This is a genomic window from Alloalcanivorax sp. C16-1 (genome assembly GCF_046507805.1).
In the GTDB taxonomy this organism is placed as follows: Bacteria; Pseudomonadota; Gammaproteobacteria; order Pseudomonadales; family Alcanivoracaceae; genus Alloalcanivorax.
The window spans coordinates 1,449,939-1,473,094 of record NZ_JBKFTK010000001.1; the positions used below are offsets into that span (position 1 = coordinate 1,449,939).

Annotated in this window: 23 protein-coding genes; 7 read left to right on the top strand and 16 right to left on the bottom strand. The window is 69.5% G+C overall.

The genetic code is table 11. From position 1 onward, the window contains the following. Nucleotides 1-3: 3 nt before the first annotated feature. The 3 genes from xerC to dapF are packed head-to-tail and all read right to left on the bottom strand — an operon-like array spanning nucleotide 4 to nucleotide 2,499. Entirely contained in the window at nucleotides 4-912 is a 909-nt protein-coding gene (xerC, locus tag ACLD0W_RS06925; protein ID WP_410306742.1) for a tyrosine recombinase XerC, read from the bottom strand. Nucleotides 913-919: 7 nt separating this feature from the next. Then, nucleotides 920-1,648: a DUF484 family protein gene (locus ACLD0W_RS06930; protein ID WP_410306743.1), complete on the bottom strand. Its 729-nt coding sequence runs from the start codon at nucleotides 1,646-1,648 to the stop codon at nucleotides 920-922. Beyond that, on the bottom strand, nucleotides 1,645-2,499 hold the full coding sequence (gene dapF / locus ACLD0W_RS06935) for a diaminopimelate epimerase (protein ID WP_410306744.1): 855 nt from the start codon (nucleotides 2,497-2,499) through the stop codon (nucleotides 1,645-1,647). Before dapF ends, ACLD0W_RS06930 begins: the two co-directional genes overlap by 4 nt. Before the next feature lie 160 nt (nucleotides 2,500-2,659). Between dapF and ACLD0W_RS06940 the strand changes: the two genes are divergently transcribed. Next, complete coding sequence (locus ACLD0W_RS06940; protein WP_410306745.1) at nucleotides 2,660-3,490, top strand: 23S rRNA (adenine(2030)-N(6))-methyltransferase RlmJ; 831 nt, start codon at nucleotides 2,660-2,662, stop codon at nucleotides 3,488-3,490. Nucleotides 3,491-3,730: 240 nt separating this feature from the next. Here ACLD0W_RS06940 and ACLD0W_RS06945 read toward each other — a convergent pair whose 3' ends face one another. The 6 genes from ACLD0W_RS06945 to argH form a co-directional block, all read right to left on the bottom strand. After that, nucleotides 3,731-4,948 (bottom strand): glycosyl transferase, encoded by a 1,218-nt coding sequence (locus ACLD0W_RS06945; protein WP_410306746.1) that lies wholly within the window; start codon nucleotides 4,946-4,948, stop codon nucleotides 3,731-3,733. Then, a complete protein-coding gene (locus tag ACLD0W_RS06950; protein ID WP_410306747.1) occupies nucleotides 4,941-5,789 on the bottom strand; it encodes an HAD-IIB family hydrolase in 849 nt (282 codons plus the stop codon). Before ACLD0W_RS06950 ends, ACLD0W_RS06945 begins: the two co-directional genes overlap by 8 nt. A gap of 20 nt (nucleotides 5,790-5,809) precedes the next feature. After that, nucleotides 5,810-7,051: a diaminopimelate decarboxylase gene (lysA, locus tag ACLD0W_RS06955; protein ID WP_410306812.1), complete on the bottom strand. Its 1,242-nt coding sequence runs from the start codon at nucleotides 7,049-7,051 to the stop codon at nucleotides 5,810-5,812. Between the two features lie 2 nt (nucleotides 7,052-7,053). Further along, nucleotides 7,054-7,230 (bottom strand): LPS translocon maturation chaperone LptM, encoded by a 177-nt coding sequence (gene lptM, locus ACLD0W_RS06960; RefSeq protein WP_410306748.1) that lies wholly within the window; start codon nucleotides 7,228-7,230, stop codon nucleotides 7,054-7,056. 86 nt (nucleotides 7,231-7,316) lie between these two features. Next, entirely contained in the window at nucleotides 7,317-8,606 is a 1,290-nt protein-coding gene (locus ACLD0W_RS06965; protein WP_410306749.1) for a glycerate kinase, read from the bottom strand. Between the two features lie 106 nt (nucleotides 8,607-8,712). After that, a complete protein-coding gene (gene argH, locus ACLD0W_RS06970; protein WP_410306750.1) occupies nucleotides 8,713-10,104 on the bottom strand; it encodes an argininosuccinate lyase in 1,392 nt (463 codons plus the stop codon). Between the two features lie 98 nt (nucleotides 10,105-10,202). Here argH and ACLD0W_RS06975 point away from each other — a divergent pair, with 98 nt between their 5' ends. The 6 genes from ACLD0W_RS06975 (at nucleotide 10,203) to ACLD0W_RS07000 (ending at nucleotide 16,025) form a co-directional block, all read left to right on the top strand. Continuing rightward, on the top strand, nucleotides 10,203-11,231 hold the full coding sequence (locus ACLD0W_RS06975; protein WP_410306751.1) for a sensor histidine kinase: 1,029 nt from the start codon (nucleotides 10,203-10,205) through the stop codon (nucleotides 11,229-11,231). A gap of 22 nt (nucleotides 11,232-11,253) precedes the next feature. Beyond that, nucleotides 11,254-12,012 (top strand): LytR/AlgR family response regulator transcription factor, encoded by a 759-nt coding sequence (locus ACLD0W_RS06980; RefSeq protein ID WP_410306752.1) that lies wholly within the window; start codon nucleotides 11,254-11,256, stop codon nucleotides 12,010-12,012. 57 nt (nucleotides 12,013-12,069) lie between these two features. Next, nucleotides 12,070-13,005 (top strand): hydroxymethylbilane synthase, encoded by a 936-nt coding sequence (gene hemC, locus ACLD0W_RS06985; RefSeq protein WP_410306753.1) that lies wholly within the window; start codon nucleotides 12,070-12,072, stop codon nucleotides 13,003-13,005. Then, nucleotides 13,002-13,700: a uroporphyrinogen-III synthase gene (locus tag ACLD0W_RS06990; RefSeq protein ID WP_410306754.1), complete on the top strand. Its 699-nt coding sequence runs from the start codon at nucleotides 13,002-13,004 to the stop codon at nucleotides 13,698-13,700. Before hemC ends, ACLD0W_RS06990 begins: the two co-directional genes overlap by 4 nt. A gap of 103 nt (nucleotides 13,701-13,803) precedes the next feature. Next, nucleotides 13,804-14,787 carry a uroporphyrinogen-III C-methyltransferase gene (locus ACLD0W_RS06995; protein ID WP_410306755.1) on the top strand — a complete coding sequence of 328 codons (984 nt, stop codon included), beginning with the start codon at nucleotides 13,804-13,806 and terminating at the stop codon, nucleotides 14,785-14,787. Next, nucleotides 14,784-16,025 carry a heme biosynthesis HemY N-terminal domain-containing protein gene (locus ACLD0W_RS07000; protein WP_410306756.1) on the top strand — a complete coding sequence of 414 codons (1,242 nt, stop codon included), beginning with the start codon at nucleotides 14,784-14,786 and terminating at the stop codon, nucleotides 16,023-16,025. Before ACLD0W_RS06995 ends, ACLD0W_RS07000 begins: the two co-directional genes overlap by 4 nt. Nucleotides 16,026-16,073: 48 nt before the next feature. Here the strand turns inward: ACLD0W_RS07000 and ACLD0W_RS07005 are convergent, their stop codons facing one another. From ACLD0W_RS07005 to ACLD0W_RS07035, 7 genes are all read right to left on the bottom strand, one after another. Then, nucleotides 16,074-16,613, bottom strand: coding sequence for a membrane integrity-associated transporter subunit PqiC (locus ACLD0W_RS07005; RefSeq protein WP_410306757.1), 540 nt, complete (start codon nucleotides 16,611-16,613; stop codon nucleotides 16,074-16,076). After that, complete coding sequence (pqiB, locus tag ACLD0W_RS07010; RefSeq protein WP_410306758.1) at nucleotides 16,603-18,243, bottom strand: intermembrane transport protein PqiB; 1,641 nt, start codon at nucleotides 18,241-18,243, stop codon at nucleotides 16,603-16,605. Before pqiB ends, ACLD0W_RS07005 begins: the two co-directional genes overlap by 11 nt. Further along, nucleotides 18,212-19,537: a paraquat-inducible protein A gene (locus ACLD0W_RS07015; protein WP_410306759.1), complete on the bottom strand. Its 1,326-nt coding sequence runs from the start codon at nucleotides 19,535-19,537 to the stop codon at nucleotides 18,212-18,214. Before ACLD0W_RS07015 ends, pqiB begins: the two co-directional genes overlap by 32 nt. A 66-nt stretch (nucleotides 19,538-19,603) precedes the next feature. Then, the gene (locus tag ACLD0W_RS07020; protein ID WP_410306760.1) at nucleotides 19,604-20,611 is read right to left on the bottom strand and encodes a 2Fe-2S iron-sulfur cluster-binding protein; all 1,008 of its coding nucleotides are present in this window, start codon (nucleotides 20,609-20,611) and stop codon (nucleotides 19,604-19,606) included. A gap of 7 nt (nucleotides 20,612-20,618) precedes the next feature. Continuing rightward, nucleotides 20,619-21,326 carry a class I SAM-dependent methyltransferase gene (locus ACLD0W_RS07025; protein ID WP_410306761.1) on the bottom strand — a complete coding sequence of 236 codons (708 nt, stop codon included), beginning with the start codon at nucleotides 21,324-21,326 and terminating at the stop codon, nucleotides 20,619-20,621. Nucleotides 21,327-21,329: 3 nt separating this feature from the next. Then, complete coding sequence (locus tag ACLD0W_RS07030) at nucleotides 21,330-21,716, bottom strand: MAPEG family protein (RefSeq protein ID WP_410306762.1); 387 nt, start codon at nucleotides 21,714-21,716, stop codon at nucleotides 21,330-21,332. 123 nt (nucleotides 21,717-21,839) lie between these two features. Further along, nucleotides 21,840-23,147, bottom strand: coding sequence for a DsbA family protein (locus ACLD0W_RS07035; protein ID WP_410306763.1), 1,308 nt, complete (start codon nucleotides 23,145-23,147; stop codon nucleotides 21,840-21,842). Between the last annotated feature and the right edge of the window lie 9 nt (nucleotides 23,148-23,156).

Here is a 23,156-nt window from a genome sequence, read left to right on the forward strand (position 1 = left end):
AAATTAGTCCTCGTCGCCGGTCCGGCGCCGCTGGGCGCGCGGGTGGGCGCCGTCGTAGATCTTCGCCAGGTGTTGAAAGTCGAGATGGGTGTAGACCTGAGTGGTGGCCAGGTTGGCGTGGCCGAGCAGTTCCTGGACCGCGCGCAGGTCGCCGGACGACTCCAGCACGTGGGTGGCGAACGAATGGCGCAGCTTGTGCGGGTGCAGATGATCCTCCAGCCCCCGGGCCAGGGCCGCCCGGCGCAGCCGCTGCTGCACCCCGGACGGAGACAGGCGTCGCCCGCGCTGGCTGACGAACAGGGCACGCTGGTCCGGGTCGTGGACCAGGCTGGCGCGGGCCTGCAGCCAGGCGCGCAGGGCCTTGAGCGCCGGTTTGCCCACCGGCAGCACGCGGGTCTTGTTGCCCTTGCCGGTGACCACCAGCTCGGCGGAACCGGCGGACACGCTGTCCAGGTCCAGGCTGAGCAGTTCCGCCAATCGCAACCCGCAGCCGTACAGCAGCTCCAGCATGGCCTGGTCGCGGCGCGCCAGCGGGCCGTCGCCGTCCGGGTGGTCGAGCAGTTGGCGGGCCTGGTCCGCGTCCAGGGCCTTGGGCAGGCGCTTGCCGCTTTTCGGCGCGCGCACGTCCAGGGCCGGGTTGTCCCGGGCCAGCCCTTCGCGGATCAGGTAGGCATAGAAGGTGCGCAGCGCCGACAGCAGGCGTTGCAGGCTGCGTCCGCCCAGGCCGCGCCGGTGCAGGGTGGCGACCAGGGCGCGCACGTCATGGGCGGTGACCGCCGGCCAATCCGGGCGCAGCACCTCGGCGGCGCTGCGCAGATCGCGGCGGTAATGATTGACGGTGTGCGGCGACAGCCGCCGCTCGCTGGCCAGATGGCGGGCGAAGGCGTCGACGGCGGCCAGCCGGTCGCTCATGGCGGGCTCAGGCGCGCTGCGCGTGGCGGTTGGCCGCCGGGCCGCTCACCTCCACCAGCCGGCGGCTGAGCACCTGGCCGATATGGCTGATGAACAGGGTGCCCATGGAGCTGCGGAAGTGCATGGCGTCGCCGCTGCCGATGGCCAGCACGCCGAGCCGGCCGTTGTGCTCCAGCGGCACCACGGCGGCGGATTTGACCGCCTCGGCGCGGTCCTGGAACAGCGCCGCCAGTTCCTCCTGGCGCAGCACGCCGCACACCGCCTTGCCGGTGCGCAGCAGCGGCCCCAGGGCGGCGGGCAGGTCCTCCGGGTCGACGAAGCGCACCTGCTTGCGCACCTCGCCGAGCAGCTTGGCTTCCCGGTCGTGCAGCAGCAGCGACACGGTGTCGCAGCGGAATTCCTGTTCCAGGCCCTGCAACAGCTGGCGCAGCAGCTTGTCGGTGTTGCGCGCCTCCAGCAGCGCCAGGGTCAGGCGGCGGGTGTGTTCAAACAGCAGGTCGTTTTCCCGGGCCACGTCGATCAGGCCGTTAAGCCGCTCGCGCAGCTCCTGATTGCGGTCGCGCAGGATCGAGGCCTGGCGCTCCAGCAGCGACACCGCCGGTCCGCGCGGGTCCGGCAGCCGCATCAGCTCGAGCAGGTCGGGGCGGTCCTGGAAGAATTCGGGGTGGCGGCGCAGATAAGCGGCCACCTGATCGGCGCCGGGCAGGGTGGCGCCGGGCTGAGTGTCGTCGGTCATTGGCGGGGCTCCACGTCGATCTCGCCATCATAGACACGGCTGGCCGGGCCTGTCATCAGGATGCCCCCCTGGCCGTCGTAGCGGACCTGCAGGGCGCCGCCGGGCAGATGCACGGTGACCGCCTCGTCAAGCAGACCCCGGCGCTGGCCGCACACCACCGCCGCGCAGGCGCCGGAACCGCAGGCCAGGGTTTCGCCGGCGCCGCGCTCGAACACCCGCAGGCGGATCTCATCGCGGCGCACGATCTGCATGAAACCGGCGTTGACCCGCTCCGGAAAGCGCTCGTGGCGCTCCAGCAGCGGCCCCAGGGTTTCCACCGGGGCGCTGTCCACGTTCTCCACCAGCATCACCAGATGGGGGTTGCCCAGGCCCACGGCGGACACTTCGTAGGCGTTCTGGCCGGCCACCAGAATATAGGTGTCGGCCTCCGCCTCGGCCTGGAACGGCACCGCCGCCGGCGCCCAGCGTGGCGCGCCCATGTCCACGGTGACCAGACCGTCGTCGGTGACCCGCAAAGTCATCAGGCCCTCGGCGGTTTCCACCCGGATCTCGTGTTTGTCGGTGTGGCCCTGGTCGCGCACGAAGCGGGCGAAGCAGCGCGCCCCGTTGCCGCACTGGCCGACCTCGGACCCGTCGCTGTTGAAAATCCGGTAGCGGAAATCCACGCCCTCGTGCCGGGCCGGCTGCACCACCAGCAACTGATCGAAGCCGACCCCGAAATGGCGGTCGCCGAGCCGGCGCAGCTCCGCCTCCGGCAACGGCGGACCGTCCTCCGGCAGCGGCTGGGTAAGCCCGTCCACGACCATGAAGTCGTTGCCAAGGCCGTGCATTTTGGTGAAACGGAGACGCATGGGAGACCCGCAGGATTGTTCATCAAGACGCTCCATTGTACGGGCCGCTTGGGCGCGGGAACAGGGCGGCCGCGCCGCCCCGCCGACAATATCAAAAGCCGGTCGCGGCGGAAGCCGCTCCTACCTACAATGGTCGGCCCCCAACGCCGCGGACGCGCCCATGCTTTCCTACCGCCACTCCTACCACGCCGGCAACTTCGCCGATGTCCTCAAGCATCTGGTGCAGGTGGCGGTGCTCGACCATCTGCGCCTCAAGGACAAGCCGTTCCTGGTGCACGACACCCACGGCGGCGCCGGCCTGTTCGCGGTGGACGACGCGCACATGCAGAAAACCGGGGAATACCGGGACGGCATCGGTCGGCTGTGGGAACGGCGTTTCGAGGCGTCCTTGGTCAACCGCTACCTGAACGTGGTGGCCGGCTTCAGCCGCCCCGGCGCACTCAGCCATTACCCGGGCTCGCCGGCGATCAGCGCCGCCCTGCTGCGCGACCAGGACCGCCTGCAGATCACCGAGCTGCACAGCACCGACTTTGAACTGCTGGAAGCCCGCTTCGGCGGTGACCGGCGCATCCGCCTGGCCAGGCAGGACGCCCTGGCCGGCATCAAGGCCCTGCTGCCGCCGGCGCACAAACGGGGACTGGTGCTGATCGACCCCTCCTACGAACTGGGCGGCGACGAGGCGGCCACCCTGGAGGCGGTGGAAGAAGGACTGCGGCGCTTCAACACCGGCTGCTTCGCGATCTGGTACCCGGTGCTGGAACGCCGCCGCGCGGACCGCTTCGCCCAACGCCTGATGGCCCTGGCCCCCAAGCACCTGCGCGCGGAACTGTGCGTGCTCCGCGACGGCGGCGCCCGTGGCATGACCGGCTCCGGCATGGTGGTGCTGAACCCGCCCTGGACCCTCGGCGAACAACTGCAAACGGCCCTGCCCATCCTCCACCGCACCCTGGATCAGGGCGGCGGCAGCCAACGACTCATCCTCTCCCAGTAACAGCGCCGCGGACGCTACCTCGGAGCGTCTCGGTGTGGCCCCCCTTCCGGGACCCTTGAGAACAGGACGTTCGAAAGGGAGCCTACATGGGTGAGGCAAGCGTGTTGCGAAGCACGGCTTCGCGCGCCGCCGAACGCCGCCCATCTGTGATGGGTGGCCGGGCCCGCTTGCGGGGACTCGCGGCGTTCCCGGAAGGGGGGCCACACCGAGACGCGGCCCCGCTGGAGAAACGGCGCGGCCTCACACCTCCCCCGCGTTATCCAACTCCACCGCCTCATGCATCCGCTCCAACAGATCCGGAAACGCCGCCAGCACCCGGTTCCAGCTGGGAATGAACGGCTTGTCCCGGGGGTGCTCCAGAAACGCCTTGCCCGCCTCCATCAGATTGTCCGCGAACAACTCCACCGCCTGCTCCTCGCTGTGCCGATCCAGCTTCAAACCGTTCATCAGCGCATCGTTGTAATAGGCCTCGATCAGATCCAGAGCAATGCGATAGTAGGTGGCCTTGATGGTGCGGAAATCCTCCACGTTGATCTGCACACCCAGGGTGGCGAGCTTGCGATAGAGGGCCTTGGCGATGTCCAGACTCATGCGGTTGAGGCCGCCGGCCGCATCGTCCTCGGACATCGGCTGATGCTTGTGGTCGTAGGCGTCGGCGATGTCCACCTGGCACAGCCGCTTGGTGGAATAGTTGCGATGCACCTCGGACAGCACCCCGATTTCCAGCCCCCAATCGCTGGGAATGCGGATGCTCTCCAGCACGTCGGTGCGCATGGAAAACTCCCCGGACAGCGGATACCGGTAGCTGTCCAGATATTCCAGATAAGGCAGGTTGCCGTAGATCTTCTTCAGGGCGCGCAGCAGCGGCGTCACCATCAGACGCGCCACCCGGCCGTTGAGTTTGCCCTCGGCGATGCGCGGGTAATAGCCCTTGCAGAATTCGTAGTTGAACTGGGGATTGGCCACCGGGTAGATCAGCCGCGCCAGCAGCCCCCGGTCGTAGGTGACGATGTCGCAGTCGTGCAGGGCCACCGCCTCGGTGCGGGTGGTCTGCACGTAGCCGGCGCAGTACCACACATTGCGCCCCTTGCCCGGTTCGTCCGGCGCCAGATCCTCGGTGCGCAGTTCCGCGTCCAGGGCCTGCAGGCGCGGGCCGTCGTTCCACAGGATGCGGTGCTTCTGCGGCAACCGGGAAAAGAACTCCCGGGCGTGCAGAAACTGGTCCCGGTCGGCCCGGTCCAGGCCGATGACGATCTCGCTCAGATAGGGCACCCGCGCCAGCTCGTCGACGATGTGGCCCAGCGCCGGGCCCTCCAGCTCGGAATACAGCGACGGCAGAATCAGACCCATGGGGCGCCGTTTGGCGAAGCGGGTCAGCTCCTGTTCCAGGTCTTCCACGGAGCGCTGCTGCAGATTGTGGAAGTTGGTGATCAGACCGTTCTGGTAGAAATCACTCATGGCCGTTCTCCTTGTCGGGCCCGTCCTTCAAAAGCCAGTGCTCAACGCCTTCCACCCAGCCGCGCGGCCCGGGCTGGCCGGTGCGGTACAGCGCGTCCTGGCGGGGCGCCACCGGCAGGTCGTGGGCGCCGCGAATCAGCACCGCTCGCTGCACCGCCTCCAGCAGGGGCAAGTCGTTGGGGCCGTCGCCCAGCCCCAGGGTGCGGACGTCCCGCCCGTGCAGGTCCCGGTAACGCTCCACCAGCCAGCGTACCGCCCGGCCCTTGTCCACCCGGCCCATGACGTGCCGGAAGCGGCCGCCCCGGGTGACGGTAAGGCCGTCCCGTTCCAGCACCTTGCAAAAGCGTTGCCAACCGTCCTCGTCGCCGTCCCACAGCAGCGGTTGGCTGCCCTCCCGTTGCCGGGCCAGGGCGGCGTCCGCCGGGGGCAGGCCGGTGAGGGCGGCGGCTTCGTCGTCACTGAGCTCGGAGAACAGCCGCACCGGCGCGCGTTGGTCGGCGGCCAGGGCGTGCAGGCGCGCGGCCAGGGCGTCGGCGGATTCGCCGGGGGTGAACAGGGTCAGGCCGTCGCCCCCGGGGGCGGGATCGTCGGGCAGGCGCCAGGCCGGAGGCAGGCCGATCACGGCGCCGTTTTCGGTGACGAAGGGGGTGTGTTGCAGGTCCAGCTGGCGGCGCAGCACCGTCAGTTCAGCGCGGGTCTTGCTGGTCACCGGGATCACCGCGTCGCCGCGCGCCGCCAGCCGGCGCAGCCAGGGCGCCGCCGGCGACCAATCGTAGTCGTGGTGATCGAGCAGCGAGCCGTCCAGGTCGGTGAACACCAGCAGGCGGGGTGCCCGTCGCATGGCGCCGCCCGCCTCCCCGGTCAGGGAAGCAGGGTCTCCAGCCGCAACTGGTCGTCCAGGGTTTCCCGGGCGCGCACCAGGAAGGCCTGGTCGCCGTCCACCATCACTTCGGCGGGGCGGTTGCGGCTGTTGTAGTTGCTGGCCATGGTGAAGCCGTAGGCGCCGGCGGAGCGCACCGCCAGCAGGTCACCGGGTTCCAGGGCCAGGGCCCGGTCCTTGCCCAGGAAGTCGCCGGTTTCGCACACCGGGCCGACGATGTCCCAGTCGCGGCAGTCCGCCTCATGGGGGGTGACCGGCACGATGTCCTGCCAGGCCGCGTACAGGCTGGGCCGGATCAGGTCGTTCATGGCCCCGTCGACGATGGCGAAGTTGCGGTGCTCGGTGGGCTTGAGGAACAGCACCTGGGTCAGGAACAGGCCGGCGTTGGCGGCGATGGAACGGCCCGGCTCGATGTGCACCGGCAGCTCACCGGGAATGTGCTTGAGCAGGGCGGCCACGTAATCGGACGGCGGCGGCGGGGTTTCGTCCCGGTAGGTCACGCCCAGGCCGCCGCCCAGATCCAGGTGATGAATCTCGATGCCCAGGTTCTGCAGCTCGCCGAGCAGCTTCAGCACCCGCTCCAGGGCGTCCTCGAACGGGTCCAGCCGGGTCAGCTGGCTGCCGATGTGGCAGTCGATGCCGCGCACCGCGATGTGCGGCAGTTCGGCGGCGCGCTGGTACAGGGCCGGCGCCTTCTGGATGTCCACGCCGAACTTGTTTTCCTTGAGGCCGGTGGAGATGTACGGGTGGGTCTGGGCGTCCACGTCCGGGTTCACCCGGATCGAGATCGGCGCCACCGTGTCCAGCTCGCCGGCCACCAGATTGAGCAGTTCCAGCTCGGCGGCGGACTCCACATTGAAGCAGTGGATGTCGGCCTTCAGCGCCGCCGCCATTTCCTCGGCGGTCTTGCCGACCCCGGAAAACACGATCTTGTCCGGGTCGCCGCCGGCCCGCAGCACCCGCTCCAGCTCGCCGCCGGAGACGATGTCGAAGCCGGCGCCGCAGCGGGCCAGCACGTTCAGCACCGCCAGATTGCTGTTGGCCTTCACCGCGTAGCAGATGCGGTGCGGATGCTCGCCGAAGGCTTCGTCGAAGGCGGTGTAGTGGGTTTCCAGGGCGTCCCGGGAATACACATACAGCGGCGTGCCGAAGCGCTCCGCCAGTTGCGCCACCGGCATTTCCTCGGCGTACAGGGTGCCGTCGCGGTAGGAGAAGGGGGCGATGGTCATTGCGGCTCGTCCTGGTTGTCGTCGTCGTCCTCGTCCTGTTCGGACGCGGCCGGCAACGGGGTGGTCTGCGCGGGCGGCGCGGCCTGCGCCGGCTCCCGGGGCGCCATATACAACGGCCCCTTCTGGCCGCAGCCGGCGAGGAACAGCATCGCCAGCAGGCAAAGTACACGCATGGAACACTCCGGAGGTGCGAAAAAGTCCGGGCAGTATAGCGGTTTCACGATGACGAAACGACGCGCGGCCAGCGATTCCTCGCACTTCAGCCGGTGATCAGCACCGCCCGGAAATCGTTCACGTTGGTGCCGGTGGGGCCGCTGATCAGACTGTCGCCGAGGGCCTGGAAGAAGGAATGGGCGTCGTTGCCGTCCAGGGCGGCGCGGGCGTCCAGGCCCAGGGTGGCGGCGCGGGTCAGGCTGTCCGGCGTCCACAGGGCGCCGGCGATCTCGGCGCCGCCGTCCACGCCGTCGGTGTCGGCGAACAAAGCGTGCACGCCGGCCAGCGGGCCCAGGGCCAGGCCGAACCCGAGCAGGCCCTCCACATTGCGGCCGCCGACCCCGTCGCCGCGCACCGTCACCGTGGTTTCGCCGCCGCTGAGCAGCACGCAGGGCGGCGCCAGGGGCTGGCCATGGCGGTGTACCTGGGCGGCGATGCCGGCCAGCACCCGGCCCAGTTCCCGGGCTTCCCCTTCCAGGCCGTCGCCGAGAATCATTGGCGCGACACCGGCGGCCCGGGCCACCTCGGCGGCGGCTTCCAGGGCGGTCTGGCCGCTGGCGATCAGCCGTACTTCATTGTCGTCGGGCAGGGTAATGCCGGGGGCGTCGCGTTGTTTTTCCAGGTGGGCGATCACCCGGCCGGGGGCGTCGATGGCATAGCGCCGCAGGATCGCCAGGGCGTCGGCGGCGGTGGTGGGGTCGGCCACGGTGGGGCCGGAGGCGATGTCATGGGGCGCGTCGCCGGGCACGTCGGACAGCAGCAGGGTGCGTACCGGCGCCGGCGCGCAGGCGGCGGCCAGCCGGCCGCCTTTGATCGCCGACAGGTGCCGGCGCACGGTGTTGATCTCACCGATGGTGGCGCCGCTGCGCAGCAGCGCCCGACCCAGGGTTTGCTTGTCTTCCAGGCTCAGCCCCGGGGCCGGCAGCGGCAGCAGCGACGAGCCGCCGCCGGAGATCAGCGCGATCACCCGGTCGTCGGCGGTGAGGCCCTCGGCCAGGGCCAGCAGGCGCCGGGCGGCCCGTTCCCCGGCGGCGTCCGGCACCGGATGGGCCGCTTCCAGCACCTCGATGCGCCGGATCGGCAGCGCCTGCCCGTGGCGGGTGACCACCAGGCCTTCCAGCCGCGCCAGCGCCTCCGCGCCGTGCCGTTCCAACCAGTGCTGTTCCAACACCGACGCCATGCGCGCCGCCGCCTTGCCCGCCCCCAGCACCACGGTACGCCCTGGCCCGGGATCGGGCAGATGCGGCGGTAGACATTGCTCCGGCAACGCCGCTTCCACGGCGGCGTGGAACAGGGACTCAAGGAACGGGCGCGGGGAGGGGATGGGGGAAGTCATGGGGGAAGCTTCGGGGTTCCGGGGGAAAGCTTCAAGCTACAAGCTTGGCCGTGGCGAGGCGGTTTTCAGCTTGTAGCTTGTAGCTTGAGGCTTGCAGCTTGCGGCGTCAGCCGCTGATCGCGTCCCGGCCCCGGGCGACGGCGGCGCGCACCTGATCGGGGGCGGTGCCGCCGATGTGGTTGCGCGCGCTTACCGAGCCTTCCAGGGTCAGTACCTCGAACACGTCCTCGTCGATCTGATCGCTGAACTGGCGCAGCTCGGACAGGGACATGTCGCTGAGGTCCTTCTTCTGGTCCACGCCATGGGCCACCGCCTTGCCCACGATTTCATGGGAGTCGCGGAAGGCGATGCCCTTGCGCACCAGATAGTCTGCCAGGTCGGTGGCGGTGGCGAAGCCGCGGCGGGCCGCTTCGCGCATCACTTCCCGGTTCGGTTCCAGGGCCGGGATCATGTCGGCGAAGGCGCGCAGGCAGCCGGCCAGGGTGTCCACCGCGTCGTACAGTGGTTCCTTGTCTTCCTGGTTGTCCTTGTTGTAGGCCAGCGGCTGGCTCTTCATCAGGGTCAGCAGGGCGATCAGGTGGCCGTTGACCCGGCCGGTCTTGCCGCGCACCAGCTCCGGCACGTCCGGGTTCTTTTTCTGCGGCATGATCGAGCTGCCGGTGCAGAAGCGGTCCGGCAGGTCGATGAAGTTGAACTGGGCGCTGGTCCACAGCACCAGCTCCTCGCTGATGCGCGACAGATGGGTCACGCACAGTGCCGTCAGGGCGCAGAATTCGATGGCGAAGTCCCGGTCACTGACCGCGTCCAGGGAGTTCTCGCAGACGCCGTCGAAACCGAGCAGCTCGCAGGTGCGTTCGCGGATGATCGGGTAGGTGGTGCCGGCCAGGGCGGCGGCGCCCAGCGGCATGCGGTTGACCCGCTTGCGGCAATCGCGCAGGCGCTCGCGGTCCCGTTTGAGCATTTCGAACCAGGCCAGCAGATGGTGGCCGAAGGTCACCGGCTGGGCGGTCTGCAGATGGGTGAAGCCGGGCATGATGGTGGCCGCCTCGCGCTCCGCCAGATCCAGCAGACCGGTCATCAGGCGGGTCATCTCGCCGTCGATCAGTGCGATTTCGTCGCGCAGCCACAGGCGGATATCGGTGGCCACCTGGTCATTGCGGGAGCGGCCGGTGTGCAGTTTCTTGCCGGTGATGCCGATCTTGTCGGTGAGCCGCGCCTCGATGTTCATGTGCACGTCTTCCAGGGCCACGGACCACTGGAACTCGCCGGCCTCGATCTCGGCGCGGATCTCGTCCAGACCCTGGACGATGGCGTCGCGCTCGTCGTCGGTGAGCACGCCGGCCTCGGCGAGCATGGTGGCGTGGGCCTGGGAACCCTGGATATCCTGCCGGTACATGCGGCGGTCGAAACCGACGCTGGCGGTGAATTCCTGCACGAAGGCATCGGTGGACTCGCTGAAGCGGCCGCCCCAGAGTTGGTTTTGCTGCTGGTCACTCATGTCGTTGCTCGCGTCCGGCGCTGAATTGACGGGGCGCGCAGTATAGCACCGGCGGACGGTGGTATCGTAGGCGGCATCCGGCGAAACGATAAGAACCCATGAACGAGCCGCAGCCCAACGTCTTTCTTCCCGATCTGTGCACCACCCGCGCGGTGCTGGTGGTGGTGGTGGTGATCGAGCTGATGGCCATTGTCATCACCCTGGTGGCGGGGTATTTCGAACCGTTCAGTCTGGAGCGGCTGGGGCTGACGTCGCTGTTCGTGCAATGGGTGGGGCTCACGTCGGCGGCGCTGGTGTGCCGGCTGCGCGACCGCCTCAATGGCCTGCCGGCGGCCCGCGCGGCCCTGGCGGTGGTGGGGCTGGTGGTGCTGGACACCCTGGTGTTCAGTCTGGTGGCGCGCGGACTGCTGGCCTGGGCCGCCGGCGCCGTCGCCGAGCCCCTGTGGCACTGGGACATTCTCGCCAACGTGCTGATCGCGGCCATCATCAGCGGCCTGATGATGCGCTACTTTTATGTGCAGGAGCAGTTGCACCAGAAGGACCGGGCGGAACTGCGCGCCCGAATCCAGGCGCTGCAGTCGCGGATCCGGCCGCACTTTCTGTTCAACTCCATGAACATCATCGCCACCCTGGTGCGGGTGGACGCGGACGCCGCCGAACAGGCGGTGGAGGATCTGTCGCGGCTGTTCCGCGCCAGCCTCAAGGAATCCGGCGAGCGGGTGTCCCTGGCGGAGGAGCTGGCCCTGTGCGAGCGCTACGTGCGTATCGAGCAGCTGCGTCTGGGGGAGCGGCTGCGGGTGGACTGGCGGGTGGAACTGGATCCCGAAACGGTACGCTTGCCTCTTTTGACCTTGCAGCCGCTGGTGGAGAATGCCATCTATCACGGTATCCAGCCGCGGGCGGAGGGCGGCGTGGTGACCCTGGGGGCATCCGTGGAGCAGGGGCGGGTGGTGCTGCGCGTGCACAACCCCAAGCCGGAGCGCGCCGGCGACCACCAGGGCAACCGCATGGCGCTGGACAATATCCGCCATCGCCTGGCGGTGCTGCACGGCCCGGCGGTGCAGGTGGAAGCCCGGGAATCAGAACAACATTACGAGGTTCGCATCAGCTATCCGGTGGACGGCTAGCGGGCCCGAGGGGGGAACGACGATGAACGACGTGGCCAAGACCAAGGTGCTGGTGTGCGATGACGAAGCCCTGGCCCGTCTGCGTCTGCGGCGCCTGGTGGAAAGCGCCCATATGGAGGTCACCGCGGAGGCCGCCAGCGGCCGCGAGGCGGTGGAATTCGCCGGGCGCACCCGGCCGGACGTGGTGCTGATGGACATCCGCATGCCGGACATGGACGGCCTGGAGGCCGCCGCCCATCTGCAGAAAATGGACCACCCGCCGGCGGTGATCTTCTGTACCGCCTATGAGGAACACGCCCTGCAGGCGTTCCGCGTGCACGCGGTGGACTACCTGCTCAAGCCGGTCAACGGCGACGACCTGCGCCGGGCCCTCAATCGCACCCGCTCGCTCAACCGCGTGCAGATCGCCGAGATGAGCCACAAGCTGGCGGTAAACCGCAACGGTCGCCGCCGCCATCTCAGCGCCCGCACCCATCGTGGCCTGGAACTGGTGCCGGTGGAGGAGGTGCGCTACTTCCAGGCGGATCAGAAATACGTGGCGGTGCATTTCGACGGCGGCTATGTGCTGATCGACGAACCGTTGAAAAGCCTGGAGCAGGAATTCGGTGATCTGTTCGTGCGCATCCACCGCAGCACCCTGGTGTCGCTGCATTTTATCGAAAGCATGGAAAACAGCGCCCAGGGGCATTTCGAGGTGCACCTGCGCGGGGTGCGCCGGGCCCTGCCGGTGAGCCGCCGGCACATGGCCGGCCTGCGCCGCGCCCTCACCGGAAAAGGGTAAACGGCCACCCGTGTAACGGGTACAATCCCGGGTCTCCATTTTCCTCCGGGAGTTTTCATGTCCGCCGAGATTCTGCGCATCGCCACCCGTTCCAGCCCGCTTGCCGTGTGGCAGGCGGAGTACGTCCAGACGCGCCTGGAGGCGCTGCATCCGGGGCTGCGGGTGGAACTGGTGCGAATCAAGACCCAGGGCGACAAGATCCTCGACACGCCGCTGGCCAAGATCGGCGGCAAGGGCCTGTTCGTGAAGGAGCTGGAAGAGGCGATGATGGACGGCCGCGCCGACATCGCCGTGCATTCCATGAAGGACGTGCCCATGGAGCTGCCCGAAGGCATGGCCCTGCCGGTGATCTGTGAGCGCGAGGACCCCCGCGACGCCTTCGTCTCCAACCACCACGACGGTCTGATGAGCCTGCCGGAAGGCGCCCGCCTGGGCACCTCCAGCCTGCGCCGTCAGGCCCAGGTGCTGGCCAACCGGCCGGATCTGAAGGTGTCCAGCCTGCGCGGCAACGTGCAGACCCGGCTGGGCAAGCTGGACGCCGGCGAGTTCGACGCCATCATCCTGGCCGCCGCCGGCCTCAAGCGCCTGGAGATGCACGAGCGCATCCGCTACGAGATGCCGCCGGAAGAATCCCTGCCCGCCGTGGGCCAGGGCGCGGTGGGCATCGAGTGCCGCGCCGACGCGGAGCGCACCCGGGAACTGCTGGCACCGCTCAACGACCCGCTGACCTGGGACCGGGTCACCGCCGAGCGCGCCATGAACCGCCGTCTCGAAGGCGGCTGCCAGGTGCCCATCGCCGGTTTCGCCCTGCTCGAGGACGACGGCCGTCTGTGGCTGCGCGGGCTGGTGGCCAGCGAGGACGGCCGCACCGTGCTCACCGCCGAGGATCGCGCCCCCCGGGATCAGGCCCGCGAGCTCGGCGTGGGCATCGCCGAGTCGCTGCTGGCCCAGGGCGCCGACCGCATTCTCCGGGAACTGTACGAGCGCCAATGAGCCGCGTGGTGATCACCCGGCCGGCGGGCCAGGGCGACGCCCTGGCGGCGAGTCTGCGCCAGGCCGGCCATCAGGCGCTGTGCGTGCCGGCCCTGCGCATCGAGCCGCTGCCCCTGGCCGACGCTGATCGCCGCCGGCTGATGGACCTGGACCTGTATCACGCGGTGTTCTTCGTCAGCGCCAACGCCGCTCACAAGGCCCTGGAGCGGATCGCCGATCTGTGGCCGCAGTGGCCGGTGGGGCTGCATTGGCTGGCGGTGGGGGAATCCACGGCGGCGGTGATCCGTGCCGCCGGCCTGACCCCGGAATACCCCCGTCACGGCTTCAATTCCGAGGCGGTGCTGGCGTTGCCGTGCCTGGCCAGGGTGGCCGACAAACGGATTCTGATTTGCCGCGGCGACGGCGGCCGGGACTGGCTGGCCGCGCGCCTGCGCGAGCGCGGTGCCACCGTGGACGTGATGCCCTTTTACCGGCGCCGGCCGGACCCGGACCGGCACTGGCCGGCGGGGGCCGATACGGTGATGATCACCAGCGTGGAAGGCTGGCGGGCGCTGGCCGACCGGGTGCCCGCCGGCGCCACGGTGATCGCCGCCGGCGAGCGGGTGGCGGCGGCGGTGGCCGCCGACCATGGCGGGCCCCTGCGCGTCGCCAGCAGCGCCCATGATGGCGATATGCTGGCGGCACTGGCGCCTTGATATTGGACTCACCGGGCGGCTGTCATTATCTTGAGGCCATTCACAGAGGGAACGCATCTTGCACACGCTTCGCGCCGTTCGGCCTACAAAAAAGGGAGACTCCATGACGCACCGCGCCGTCCGTCGACAGCAGGGCCTGAGCCTGTGGCCGCTGCTCGTTCTGATCGTCATTCTGGCCGCGCTGGGGGCCGCCGGCTGGTGGGGCTGGCAACAATGGCAGGTGTTGGAAAAGGACCGCCAGGGGCTCGGCCAGCAGGTGGAAACGCTGCGCGGTGAGCTGGATCGCCGCGACCAGGAACGGCGCCAGGCCGAGGACCGGCTTCGCCAGCAGCAACAGCAACTGGAAGCGCGCATGGCCCGGGACCGGGAAGCGCTGGCGGACGTGCGCCAGGGCGGCCAGACCCTGTGGCTGATCAACGAAGCCGAGGCGCTGGCCAGCCTGGCCGGCCAGCGGCTGATGCTGACCGGCGACGCCGCCGCCGCGCGGCGGTTGCTGAAGGCCGCCGACGACACCCTGGCGCGGCTCGACGACCCGGACGCGCTGCCGGCGCGCCAGGCCCTGGCCAACGATATGGAAACCCTCAACGGCGCCCTGCAGGTGGACATCCAGGCCATGGTGCTGCGCTTGGGCGCGTTGCAGTCACTGGTCCCGGAGCTGGCGCTGCCGGAACGGGAGGCGCCGCCCCGCCAGGCGCCGACGGCGGACCAGGGCAGCTGGTGGTCGCGGCTGCTGGAGCAGATGCCGGTGACGGTGAGCCGCCACGACGGCGAAGTGCCGGTGCCGCTCACCGAAACCCAGGCCGCCACCGTGCGGCTGACCCTGGACGCCAGCCTGCAGCAGGCCCGGCTGGCACTGATGCAGGGCCGCGCCAAGGCCTACCAGCAGGCCCTGGACAGCGCCAACACTACCCTGGACCAGTGGTTCCGCGACGACCAGGGCCGCGTCAAGCAGATGCGGGCGGCCCTGGAGGAACTGGGCGGCCAACAGGTGAACCAGGCGCTGCCGGAGATCGGCGCCGGCCTGGACGCGATCCGCCAGCTCAAGCGCGACGTGCTTAAGCGTGACGGCGGGGAGGGCGGCCAATGAAGAAAGCGCTGCTGCTGATCGTGGCGGTCCTGGTGGCCGCCACCCTGCTGGGGCGCTGGATGGCCGCGGACTCCGGCTACGTACTGGTGATCCGTGACCAATGGCGCCTGGAAAGCACCCTGGGCTTCGCGGTGCTGGCCACGATCCTGGCCGCCGTGGCCCTGGTGTTGCTGACCCTGTTTCTGAATCTGCTGTGGAACGCCGCCGAGCCGGTGCGCGCCACCCGCCGGTTCCGGCTCAAGGTGGCCCGCCGGCGTCTGAAAAGCGGCTTCATCCTGCTGATGGACGGCGAGCTGGACAAAGCCGAACGGCTGTTGGTGTCCGCCGGCCGCGACGGTGACTGGCCGCTGGTGGCCTGGCTGCTGGCCGCCGAGTGCGCCCGCCAGCGCGGCGACGGTGAGGCGCTGGAGCGCTACCTGCAAGCCGCCGCCGAATGCCGCCGGGGCGACGCGGTGGCGGGCCTGATGCGCGCGCGCTTTTCCCTGGACCAGGGTCGCCCGGACCGGGCCCGTCGGGAGCTCCAGGAACTGGCCGAGCGGGCGCCGGGCAACCAGCGGGTGCAGGCGTTGTACGCCGACGTGCTGGAGCGTGAGCGCGATTGGGAGGCGCTGTGCGCCCTGATGCCACGCCTGCGCCGGGCGCTGGGCGAGCAAGCGGCGGCCCGGCGGGAACGGCGCGCCTGGCTGGCGCGGTTGCAGCACCTGGGCCAGAAGCCCGGCTTCAACGATGCCGAGAGCCGTGCCCGGGAACTGCGCGAACTGTGGAAGAAGGTGCCCACCGCGTTGCGTCAGGACCCGGCCATGGTGGCCCGCTTTGCCGGTTTCCTGGCGCAGCTGGGTGATGGCCGCCGGGCCTTGCAACTGGTGCGCGAGCAACTGCAGCGGGACTGGGACGACCGGCTGCCGCCGGTGCTGGAAGCCATCGACGACCTGTCGCCGGACGAGCTGCTGCAGGTACTGGAAAAATGGCTGCTGGAACGCCCGGGCAACGCCGCGGTGCTGATCACCGCCGGGCGGGTGGCGCTGAAGGCGCGGCTGTGGGGCAAGGCCCAGAACTTCTTCGAGGCCGCCGCCAATTCCAGCCAGAGCGCCACCGCCCTGGCGGAACTGTCGCGGCTGTATCTGGCCCTGGGCGACCGCACCAAGGCCGCCGCCGTACTGGAACGGCGGGTGGCGGAACTGGGCGGCGGTTTGCCGGCGCTGCCGATGCCGGACAACGCGGTCCGTTCCGGGGCCTGATAGAGGAAGGCCGGAGCGCGGCGGAAGCGGAACGCCGCCGGGCCGCTCCTACCGCGCGGTGGGGGCGGCGCCGGCCGCCATGCGCGCGCCGATCTGTGCCGCCACCGCCGCCCAGGCGGCGTCCAGGCGGGTCACCAGTTCCTCATAGCCGTCCCGTTGCAGCGGGCGGCGCACATCGAATACGCCGGTGGTGTCGTTCTCCCGACCATAAAAATGCCACTCCCCACTGACCCGGGCCTGGCCGTCGGCGGTGCCCTGGAAGCGCGTCACCCGCACGGTAAGGGTGCCGGCCGGGTCCCCGGGCAGGGCCTGGGCCAGGGCCCGCTCCAGCTGCGCCCCCAGGGGCTCCGCCCAGCGATGCTGACGGGCGGTGGTGAGGGTGGTCGGGCCGGTTTCCAGCACCAGGCCGCCCTGATCCAGGTAGCCGGCCACCCGCACCCGTACGATCAGGGCCGGGTGGGCCGCCGGCTGGCCGGCGGAGGGCAACAGGTACTGGCGCTCGCCGGTGGCCGGCGTGCCGGCGCAGCCGGCCAGGGCCAGCACCCATACCAGCAGGGGCAGGGCGAGGGCGGGGCCTTTAGTTTCCATCGTGGGCTCTCGGCAGGGGATCCTCCGGCGGTTCGCGGGAGAAGATCAGGGCGTTGGGTTTTTCGCGCAGGGTACGCAGCAGCGGTTCGGCGTCGCGCAGTACCCGCTCCAGCCGTTCCAGGGTGGCGGAGAGTTGCCGGCCGTCGGCGCCGGCCAGGCTGTCCAGGGCCCCTTCCAGGGAACGCAGGGTGTCGTTCAGGCGGGTGGGCAGCTGGGCGGTTTGCGGGTCGCCCAGCAAGGCTTCCAGCCGGTCGGCGGTGGCGGTGACCTGTTCCAGGGTTTTTTGCGAGGCCGTCAGATTCTGGTCCAGCCCTTCGGCGATCTTCTGCAGCGGCAGGTTGTTGAGGGTCTCCAGCAGCCCGGCCACCTGGTTCTCGATCTGCGCCAGACCGTTGGCGGTGGTCGGGAACACCTGCACGCCTTCGAAGCGGGTGGGCTCGTAGTCGGCCACGTCCTGACGGAAATTCAGGTCCACGAACAGGGCGCCGGTGAGCAGGTTGCCGGACTTCAGGGTGGCGCGCAGGCCGTTTTTGAACATGTTATCCAGGCGCTCGCGCCAGTCGTCCAGCAGCACCTCGCTGCCCTGGGTGATGCGCTGCGGCTCGATGCGGATCAGCACCGGAATCGAAAAGCGGTTCAGCGAGTCGGGCTGCTCGCCGGTGAACTTCCAGGGCACCTGCTCCACGGTGCCCACGCGCACGCCCCGGTACTCCACCGGCGCGCCCCGGCTGAGCCCGCGCACCGTGTCCTCCACCAGCAGGGCGTACTCGAGATACTGATCGAACAGGCCGCGGCGGGCCGCTTCCTGGTCCGCGTAGAGGGTGTATTCATCGCCCTCCTTGGCGGCCTTGCCGGCGGGCATGGTGTCGTCCGGCACGCCGAAGGCGATGCCGCCGCCGAGCAGGGTTTCCAGGGATTGCAGGTTGACCCGGAAGCCCTGGGAGTCGAGCTGAAAGCCCACCCCGGAGACGCTCCAGAAGCGGGTGGTGTCGGTGACCAGCACGTCGTAGGGCCGCTCGATGAAGATGCGGTGCTCAATGCTGCGGTCCTCGGCGATGAAGTCGGTGTCCACCACCCGGCCCACGGTCAGATTGCGGAAGGTCACCGGGTCGCCGGTGGTGACGCTGTTGCCGGGCTCGCTGTGCAGAGTCAGGTACAGGCCACGGGCGCCGGCCTCGGTGACCGGCGGCTGCTCCTCGACCACGAATTCCCGCGCTTTCTTATCGCTGTCGCCGGGCAGCAGCTCGATGTAGGCGCCGGACAATACCGTGCCCAGGCCGCTGATGCCCTCCCGGCCGATACGCGGCTTGACCACCCAGAAACGGGTGTCCTTGTTGAGCATGCGGTCGGCGCCGTCCTGCATGCGCGCGGTGACGATGGTGTGGCGCAGGTCCTCGGACAGGGTCACGGTTTCCACCGTGCCGACCTGCACGCTGCGGGTCTTGATCGGCGTCTTGTTGGCCTCGATGCCCTCGGCGTTTTCCAGCTTGAGGGTGATCATCGGGCCCTGGCCGGACAGATGATCGAACACCAGCCACAGGCCGATCAGCAACGCCGCCAGCGGAATCAGCCACACCGGCGACAGGCGGGGCAGGCGCTCATGAATGGCGCGGGAGGGTGTCGAGGTCATCGTCGTCCCGTTGCGTGGCCGGATCCGGGTCGGCGTTTTGCCGGTCCCAGATCAGGCGTGGATCAAAACTGAAGGCGGCCAGCATGGTCAGCACCACCACCGCCGCGAAGGCGACGCCGCCGGGGCCCGGGGCGATCGACAGCAGATTGCCGAGCCGCACCAGGGCGACCACGATGGCCACCACGAACACATCGATCATCGACCAGCGGCCGACCCACTCGGTGATCCGGTAGAGCCGCATCTGCGCCGCCATGTCCAGGGTTCGCTCGCGGCGCGCCGCCAGGCACAGCCAGGCGAGCGCCATGATCTTGCCGAAGGGTACCAGAACACTGGCGGTAAAGATGATCAGGGCGATCGGCCAGTCACCGTGCTGAATAAATTGCAGTACCCCGGAGACGATGGTGGCCGGCTGGGTGTGGCCCAGGCTGGTGGTGACCATGATCGGGTAAAGGTGGGCGGGAAAACAGCAAAGGGTGGCGGCCACCAGCAGCGCCCAGGTGCGTTGCAGGCTGGCGGGCTGGCGCCGGTGCAGGCGCGCCCCGCAACGCTGGCAGTGGCGCGGCCCGGTCAGCGGCTGCAGCTGGCCGCATTGCTCGCAGCCCACCAGCCCCTGGGCCAGGGCGGTGCGCCCGGCGCGGGCGCCCGGCGGTGCCAGCGGCGGGCCGGCCAGCCGGGCCCACAGCGCCAGCGGATGGAGCCGCTGCACGGTGATCAGCAGTGCCAGGGCGAAGCCGGTGAAGGCCCAGAAACCGGGTTTGAGCTCCACCTCCGCCATGCCGGCGATCTTGATCAGGCTGACCAGGGCGGCGATGGCGAACACGTCCGCCATCATCCACGGCTGCCAGCGCGGCAGGGCGCGCACCAGGGTGGCGGTACCGGGCAGGGGAGCGGCGTCCGGGTCCCGGGTACGGCGCAGGCTGGCATGGACCCACAGCAGGGCGGCCAGAAAGCAGGCCGGCATCACCACGATGGTGGCGAACACCACCACCGCCAGGGCCGGGTGATGGAAGGCGGCCAGTTCGGTGGCCGCGTCCAGCAGGCCCATCTGCTCGCCGACGCCGTTTTTCTCGAAGCGGATGTAGGGAAAGCTCAGTGACAGGGCCAGCAGGATCAGCGCGGTGACCGCCAGCGCCGGGCTGGTCTGGTCTTGCACGGTGTGACGCGCCAGCGGGTGGCCGCAACGGGGGCAGCGCACCCATTCGCCGGGGGCCGGATCGGACACCGACAGCACCAGGTCGCACTGCGGGCAGGGCAGCAGCGTGGCGTGGGGATCCGGGGAGCGGGGCTCGTCCATGGGGCGACCGGCAGCAAACGATGCCTCATTGTGCCGGTCGGGAGAGCCGGAAGCCAGACGGCGGAATCAGCCCTCCCGGGGCGCGTAATCGAACACGTCGGAGTGAATGTTTTCCGCCGGCACGCCTTCCTCCACCAGCGCATCGAACACCGCCCAGGCCATGGCCGGCGAACCGCCCAGATAGAACAGCGGCTCGCGGGGCTCGGCCAGAGCCTCGAGGGCGGCCTCGTGCACCAACCCGCGGGCATGGCCGGGCTTGCTGATGTCGGACAGGGCGGTGACCGCGTGGAAATCACGCAGCTGCTCGCCCCAGCGCGCCGGCAGGTCGGGCAGATACAGATCGCGCTCGGTGCGCGCGCCCCAGAACAGGCGCACCGGCAACCGGTAATCGAGCTGGATCAGCCGTTCGATCATGGCCTTCACCGGGGCGAAGCCGGTGGACCCGCAGATAAACCACAGCGGACGTTCCGGCGCGCCGTCGATAAAGCGCTTGCCCTCGGGCAGGGTCACCGCCACCGTGGCCTGCTCGTCCAGGTCCGCCATGATGGCGTGGGCGGCGCTGTTGTCGTTGCCGTGGCGCACGTGCAGTTCCAGTTCGCGGCCGCCCGGGGCGTTGGCGATGGAGAACGGATAGCTGCCGTGTTCCAGTTCGAGAATCAGGTACTGCCCGGCGAACCAGCGCACCGTCCGGCCGGCGGGCAGACGCAGCGCTACGCGGGTCACATCATGATTGAGCGGCTCTCGCCGCAGGATCTGGCACTGCAATCGGTGCACGGGCAGCTCGCCCGGCGCGGTAATCTCTGGCACTTCGATCTCGCAATCGCTGATCGGGATGGCCACGCAGTATAGCACCCGGTCGGCCCGGGCATCGCCGGCGTGGATGAGCCGGTCCGGGGAGGCGCCGCGCCGCTGGCGCACGGCGCCGGCGATCAGGCGGCCCTGGCAACGTTCACAAACGCCGTTGCGGCAGGCATGGGGAAAACCGAACCCCGCCTCCCGGCCGGCGCTCAGGATGGGGACCCCGGGCGGGCAAATCAAGTCGTGCCGATCATTGATGCGGATGCGATGGGCCACGGTCGCCTCAGCCCACCTTGCGGCCGGAAATGATGCTTTTCACGTGTTCCAGATCCGCCCAGGCGCCCTCCGCGAAAATCCGCTTCACGTCCTCCACCACGGAGGCATAGCCATAGCGCGGGTGGGCGTCGTGCACCGCCACCCGGGCGCCGGGGTTGAGATGGGGCTGGAAGTCCTTGAAGTCCCGCCAGGCTTGTTCATGGTTACCGTCGATCCAGAGAAAGTCGATTTTCACCGATGGGTCCCAGTTGGCGGCGGCGTCCTGGGAGTAGCCCTCGATCAGTTCGAACAGGCCGTCGAAGCCGTTGCGCCGCAGCCGTTCAGCCACCAGGGCCCGGGTGGGTTTGTTGTCCAGAGGCACCAGATGGTCGGTGAGCCGGGCCTGCCTGTCCAGGTCGGAGTTGAACGGGTCGATGGAATAAAGGCGGCCTTGCCGTTTCCTGAGGCCGCGCAACAGATAGCTGGTGGACAGGCCGCCGTAGCAACCGATCTCCACCACCACCCCGCCTTCGGGCACCCGGGCGGCCCAGTGGGTGAGCATGGCCGCCTCGGTGTGCCGGATCATGCCGCCGTAGGCGCGCTTGTCGTAGCGGCGCCCGCGCAGCAGGCCCATCAGATTATGGTAGACCGGCCGCGAGAAGCCGCTGATCAGTTTCGGCCCATTATCGCTCCAGGCCTTGTTCAGAAAGGTGTTGGTCGAGTCCGTCGCTGACATTCACTAACCTGCTGCCCCCACGAAAAGGGCGATGATGCAGCCCATGCCAAAAAACCACACCAGCGAGCGCGCGCTGGCCCAGTCGGCGATGTAGCAGACGCCGTACAGCACCCGGCTCAGCACGAACGCCACGGCGATGCCGTCGATGGTGTTCTGCGGCGCGGTCTGCGCCAGCTGCGCGATGATCACCGCCGCCGCGAACGGCGGAGTCACCTCGAAGCTGTTTTGCTGGGCCCAGTGGGCGCGCTTGCGGGACCCTTCAAGCGTATCGAGGAAGTCCCGAGGGTTGTGGTTTTCCCGTAAACCGAATCCGCCCTGAAACTTGGCGAAGCCGGTGAAGGCGTAGGGCAACAGAATGGCGATCAGAACGCACCAGAAAGCCAGGGTCATGGCAGGGTCCTTTTATGATGAGAGAGGCCCGTTACCATGCTGGCATTCAACGGTGTGATCAATGACCGTTCGGTAACGCCGAAGGTCGCCCCGGCCGTTCAGGAACAGTGTGCGCAGGGTGGCTTAAGCGGAGCTTAACGGTGGCGTCAGCGCCTGCTCCACCAGGGCCAGGCGGTCCTGGCCCCAGATCAGGGTGTCATCGGTCTGGAAGGTGGGCACGCCCCAGCTGCCGGCGTCCAGCATGGCCTGGCGGTTGGCCTCGGCGCGCTCGCGCCACTGGTCGTCGCCGAGCCAGCGGCGCGCCCGGTTCCAGTCCAGGCCGGCGTCCCGGGCCAGCCGCGACAGACCGGCGTCGCCGGCCACGTCCACGCCCTGGCTCCAGATGCCGCGGGCGGCGCTGAGCAGCCACTCGCGCAGGCGGCCCTCTTTCTCGGCGAACGGCCACAGGGCCATGCAGCGTTCCACGCCCACCCCCACCGGGTCACAGATCTTGCCGAAGGGCACGCCGTGCAGACGTGCCTCGCGGGCCGCGTCGGTGACGATGTAGAGCCGCTTGGCGCGGGGCACGGTGAGCCCGCGCATCACCATGGGCAGCACCGGGCGCACTTCCAGGGTGACGCCATAGTGGTCGGCCAGGGCGAAGGCCCGCTCCAGGGCCAGGTAGGAATAGGGGCTGCGGAACGAGAAGTAGAACGCCAGCCGGGTGCCCTCCGGCGGACGGGGCCGGTCCAGGCGGGCCCGTTTGGCGGCGCCGTAGTCCAGCGGCCAGGCGCCGCCGCCCAGGCCCAGCGCTTCCAGCCGCCGGGCCAGGTGATCGAGCCGCTCCAGGCTCCAGTACCACTCGCCCTGGTAGTGCAGGGTGCCGGTCAGGTAGTGGCCGTCGTCGAGAAACTGATCGCGGCGTGCTTCCAGGGCCAGCCGGGCCTGATCCTCCGGCTGCTGGCCGTGGTCCCGGGCCAGGGTGGTCAGGCGTTCCTGGTCGCCGCTCCAGAGTGCCTGTCCCAGGGCGTGGGCCAGGCTCCAGAAGCGCTCATCGCCTTCGTGTTTGAGCAGGCAGCGGGTGGCCGCCAGGCTCAGCTCGGGATCCGGTGGCGTGGCGTGGTCGGGAAACGTCAGGCCGTGCAGGTCGGCCAGCGCCGCCGCGTCCCTGGGCGCCAGAGCGCGCAGCCGGTCCGGGTCCGGGTAGAGGTTGCCGTCCAGATAGAGCATCACCCGGGGGGTGATGCGCAGCCCGAAGTGCTCGCCGAAGGCCGGCAACGCCTGGGCCATCAGCAGGGAATAGGGATCGTCGATACGGAAATAAAAAGTGGCTTCATGGGGTTGCCGCCGCAGCCGCCGGCGCGCCTCCAGCAGGCGCCGGCGCCAGCGTTCCCGGCCCGGGCTGGTGAGCAGCCGGGCCAGGTGGGGCATCAGGCGGCGTTGCAGGCTCATCCCTGGGCC

What these genes read in the sequence shown, in the direction of transcription:
- ACLD0W_RS07025 (WP_410306761.1), bottom strand. Translation starts at nt 21,326, where the DNA reads ATGTCAGCGACGGACTCGACCAACACCTTTCTGAACAAGGCCTGGAGC.
- ACLD0W_RS06940 (WP_410306745.1), top strand. Translation starts at nt 2,660, where the DNA reads ATGCTTTCCTACCGCCACTCCTACCACGCCGGCAACTTCGCCGATGTC.
- ACLD0W_RS06975 (WP_410306751.1), top strand. Translation starts at nt 10,203, where the DNA reads ATGAACGAGCCGCAGCCCAACGTCTTTCTTCCCGATCTGTGCACCACC.
- ACLD0W_RS06980 (WP_410306752.1), top strand. Translation starts at nt 11,254, where the DNA reads ATGAACGACGTGGCCAAGACCAAGGTGCTGGTGTGCGATGACGAAGCC.
- ACLD0W_RS06995 (WP_410306755.1), top strand. Translation starts at nt 13,804, where the DNA reads ATGACGCACCGCGCCGTCCGTCGACAGCAGGGCCTGAGCCTGTGGCCG.
- ACLD0W_RS06945 (WP_410306746.1), bottom strand. Translation starts at nt 4,948, where the DNA reads ATGAGTGATTTCTACCAGAACGGTCTGATCACCAACTTCCACAATCTG.
- hemC (WP_410306753.1), top strand. Translation starts at nt 12,070, where the DNA reads ATGTCCGCCGAGATTCTGCGCATCGCCACCCGTTCCAGCCCGCTTGCC.
- ACLD0W_RS06950 (WP_410306747.1), bottom strand. Translation starts at nt 5,789, where the DNA reads ATGCGACGGGCACCCCGCCTGCTGGTGTTCACCGACCTGGACGGCTCG.
- xerC (WP_410306742.1), bottom strand. Translation starts at nt 912, where the DNA reads ATGAGCGACCGGCTGGCCGCCGTCGACGCCTTCGCCCGCCATCTGGCC.
- pqiB (WP_410306758.1), bottom strand. Translation starts at nt 18,243, where the DNA reads ATGACCTCGACACCCTCCCGCGCCATTCATGAGCGCCTGCCCCGCCTG.
- ACLD0W_RS07015 (WP_410306759.1), bottom strand. Translation starts at nt 19,537, where the DNA reads ATGGACGAGCCCCGCTCCCCGGATCCCCACGCCACGCTGCTGCCCTGC.
- argH (WP_410306750.1), bottom strand. Translation starts at nt 10,104, where the DNA reads ATGAGTGACCAGCAGCAAAACCAACTCTGGGGCGGCCGCTTCAGCGAG.
- lptM (WP_410306748.1), bottom strand. Translation starts at nt 7,230, where the DNA reads ATGCGTGTACTTTGCCTGCTGGCGATGCTGTTCCTCGCCGGCTGCGGC.
- ACLD0W_RS07005 (WP_410306757.1), bottom strand. Translation starts at nt 16,613, where the DNA reads ATGGAAACTAAAGGCCCCGCCCTCGCCCTGCCCCTGCTGGTATGGGTG.
- ACLD0W_RS06965 (WP_410306749.1), bottom strand. Translation starts at nt 8,606, where the DNA reads ATGACTTCCCCCATCCCCTCCCCGCGCCCGTTCCTTGAGTCCCTGTTC.
- ACLD0W_RS07035 (WP_410306763.1), bottom strand. Translation starts at nt 23,147, where the DNA reads ATGAGCCTGCAACGCCGCCTGATGCCCCACCTGGCCCGGCTGCTCACC.
- ACLD0W_RS06930 (WP_410306743.1), bottom strand. Translation starts at nt 1,648, where the DNA reads ATGACCGACGACACTCAGCCCGGCGCCACCCTGCCCGGCGCCGATCAG.
- ACLD0W_RS06990 (WP_410306754.1), top strand. Translation starts at nt 13,002, where the DNA reads ATGAGCCGCGTGGTGATCACCCGGCCGGCGGGCCAGGGCGACGCCCTG.
- ACLD0W_RS07000 (WP_410306756.1), top strand. Translation starts at nt 14,784, where the DNA reads ATGAAGAAAGCGCTGCTGCTGATCGTGGCGGTCCTGGTGGCCGCCACC.
- dapF (WP_410306744.1), bottom strand. Translation starts at nt 2,499, where the DNA reads ATGCGTCTCCGTTTCACCAAAATGCACGGCCTTGGCAACGACTTCATG.
- ACLD0W_RS07030 (WP_410306762.1), bottom strand. Translation starts at nt 21,716, where the DNA reads ATGACCCTGGCTTTCTGGTGCGTTCTGATCGCCATTCTGTTGCCCTAC.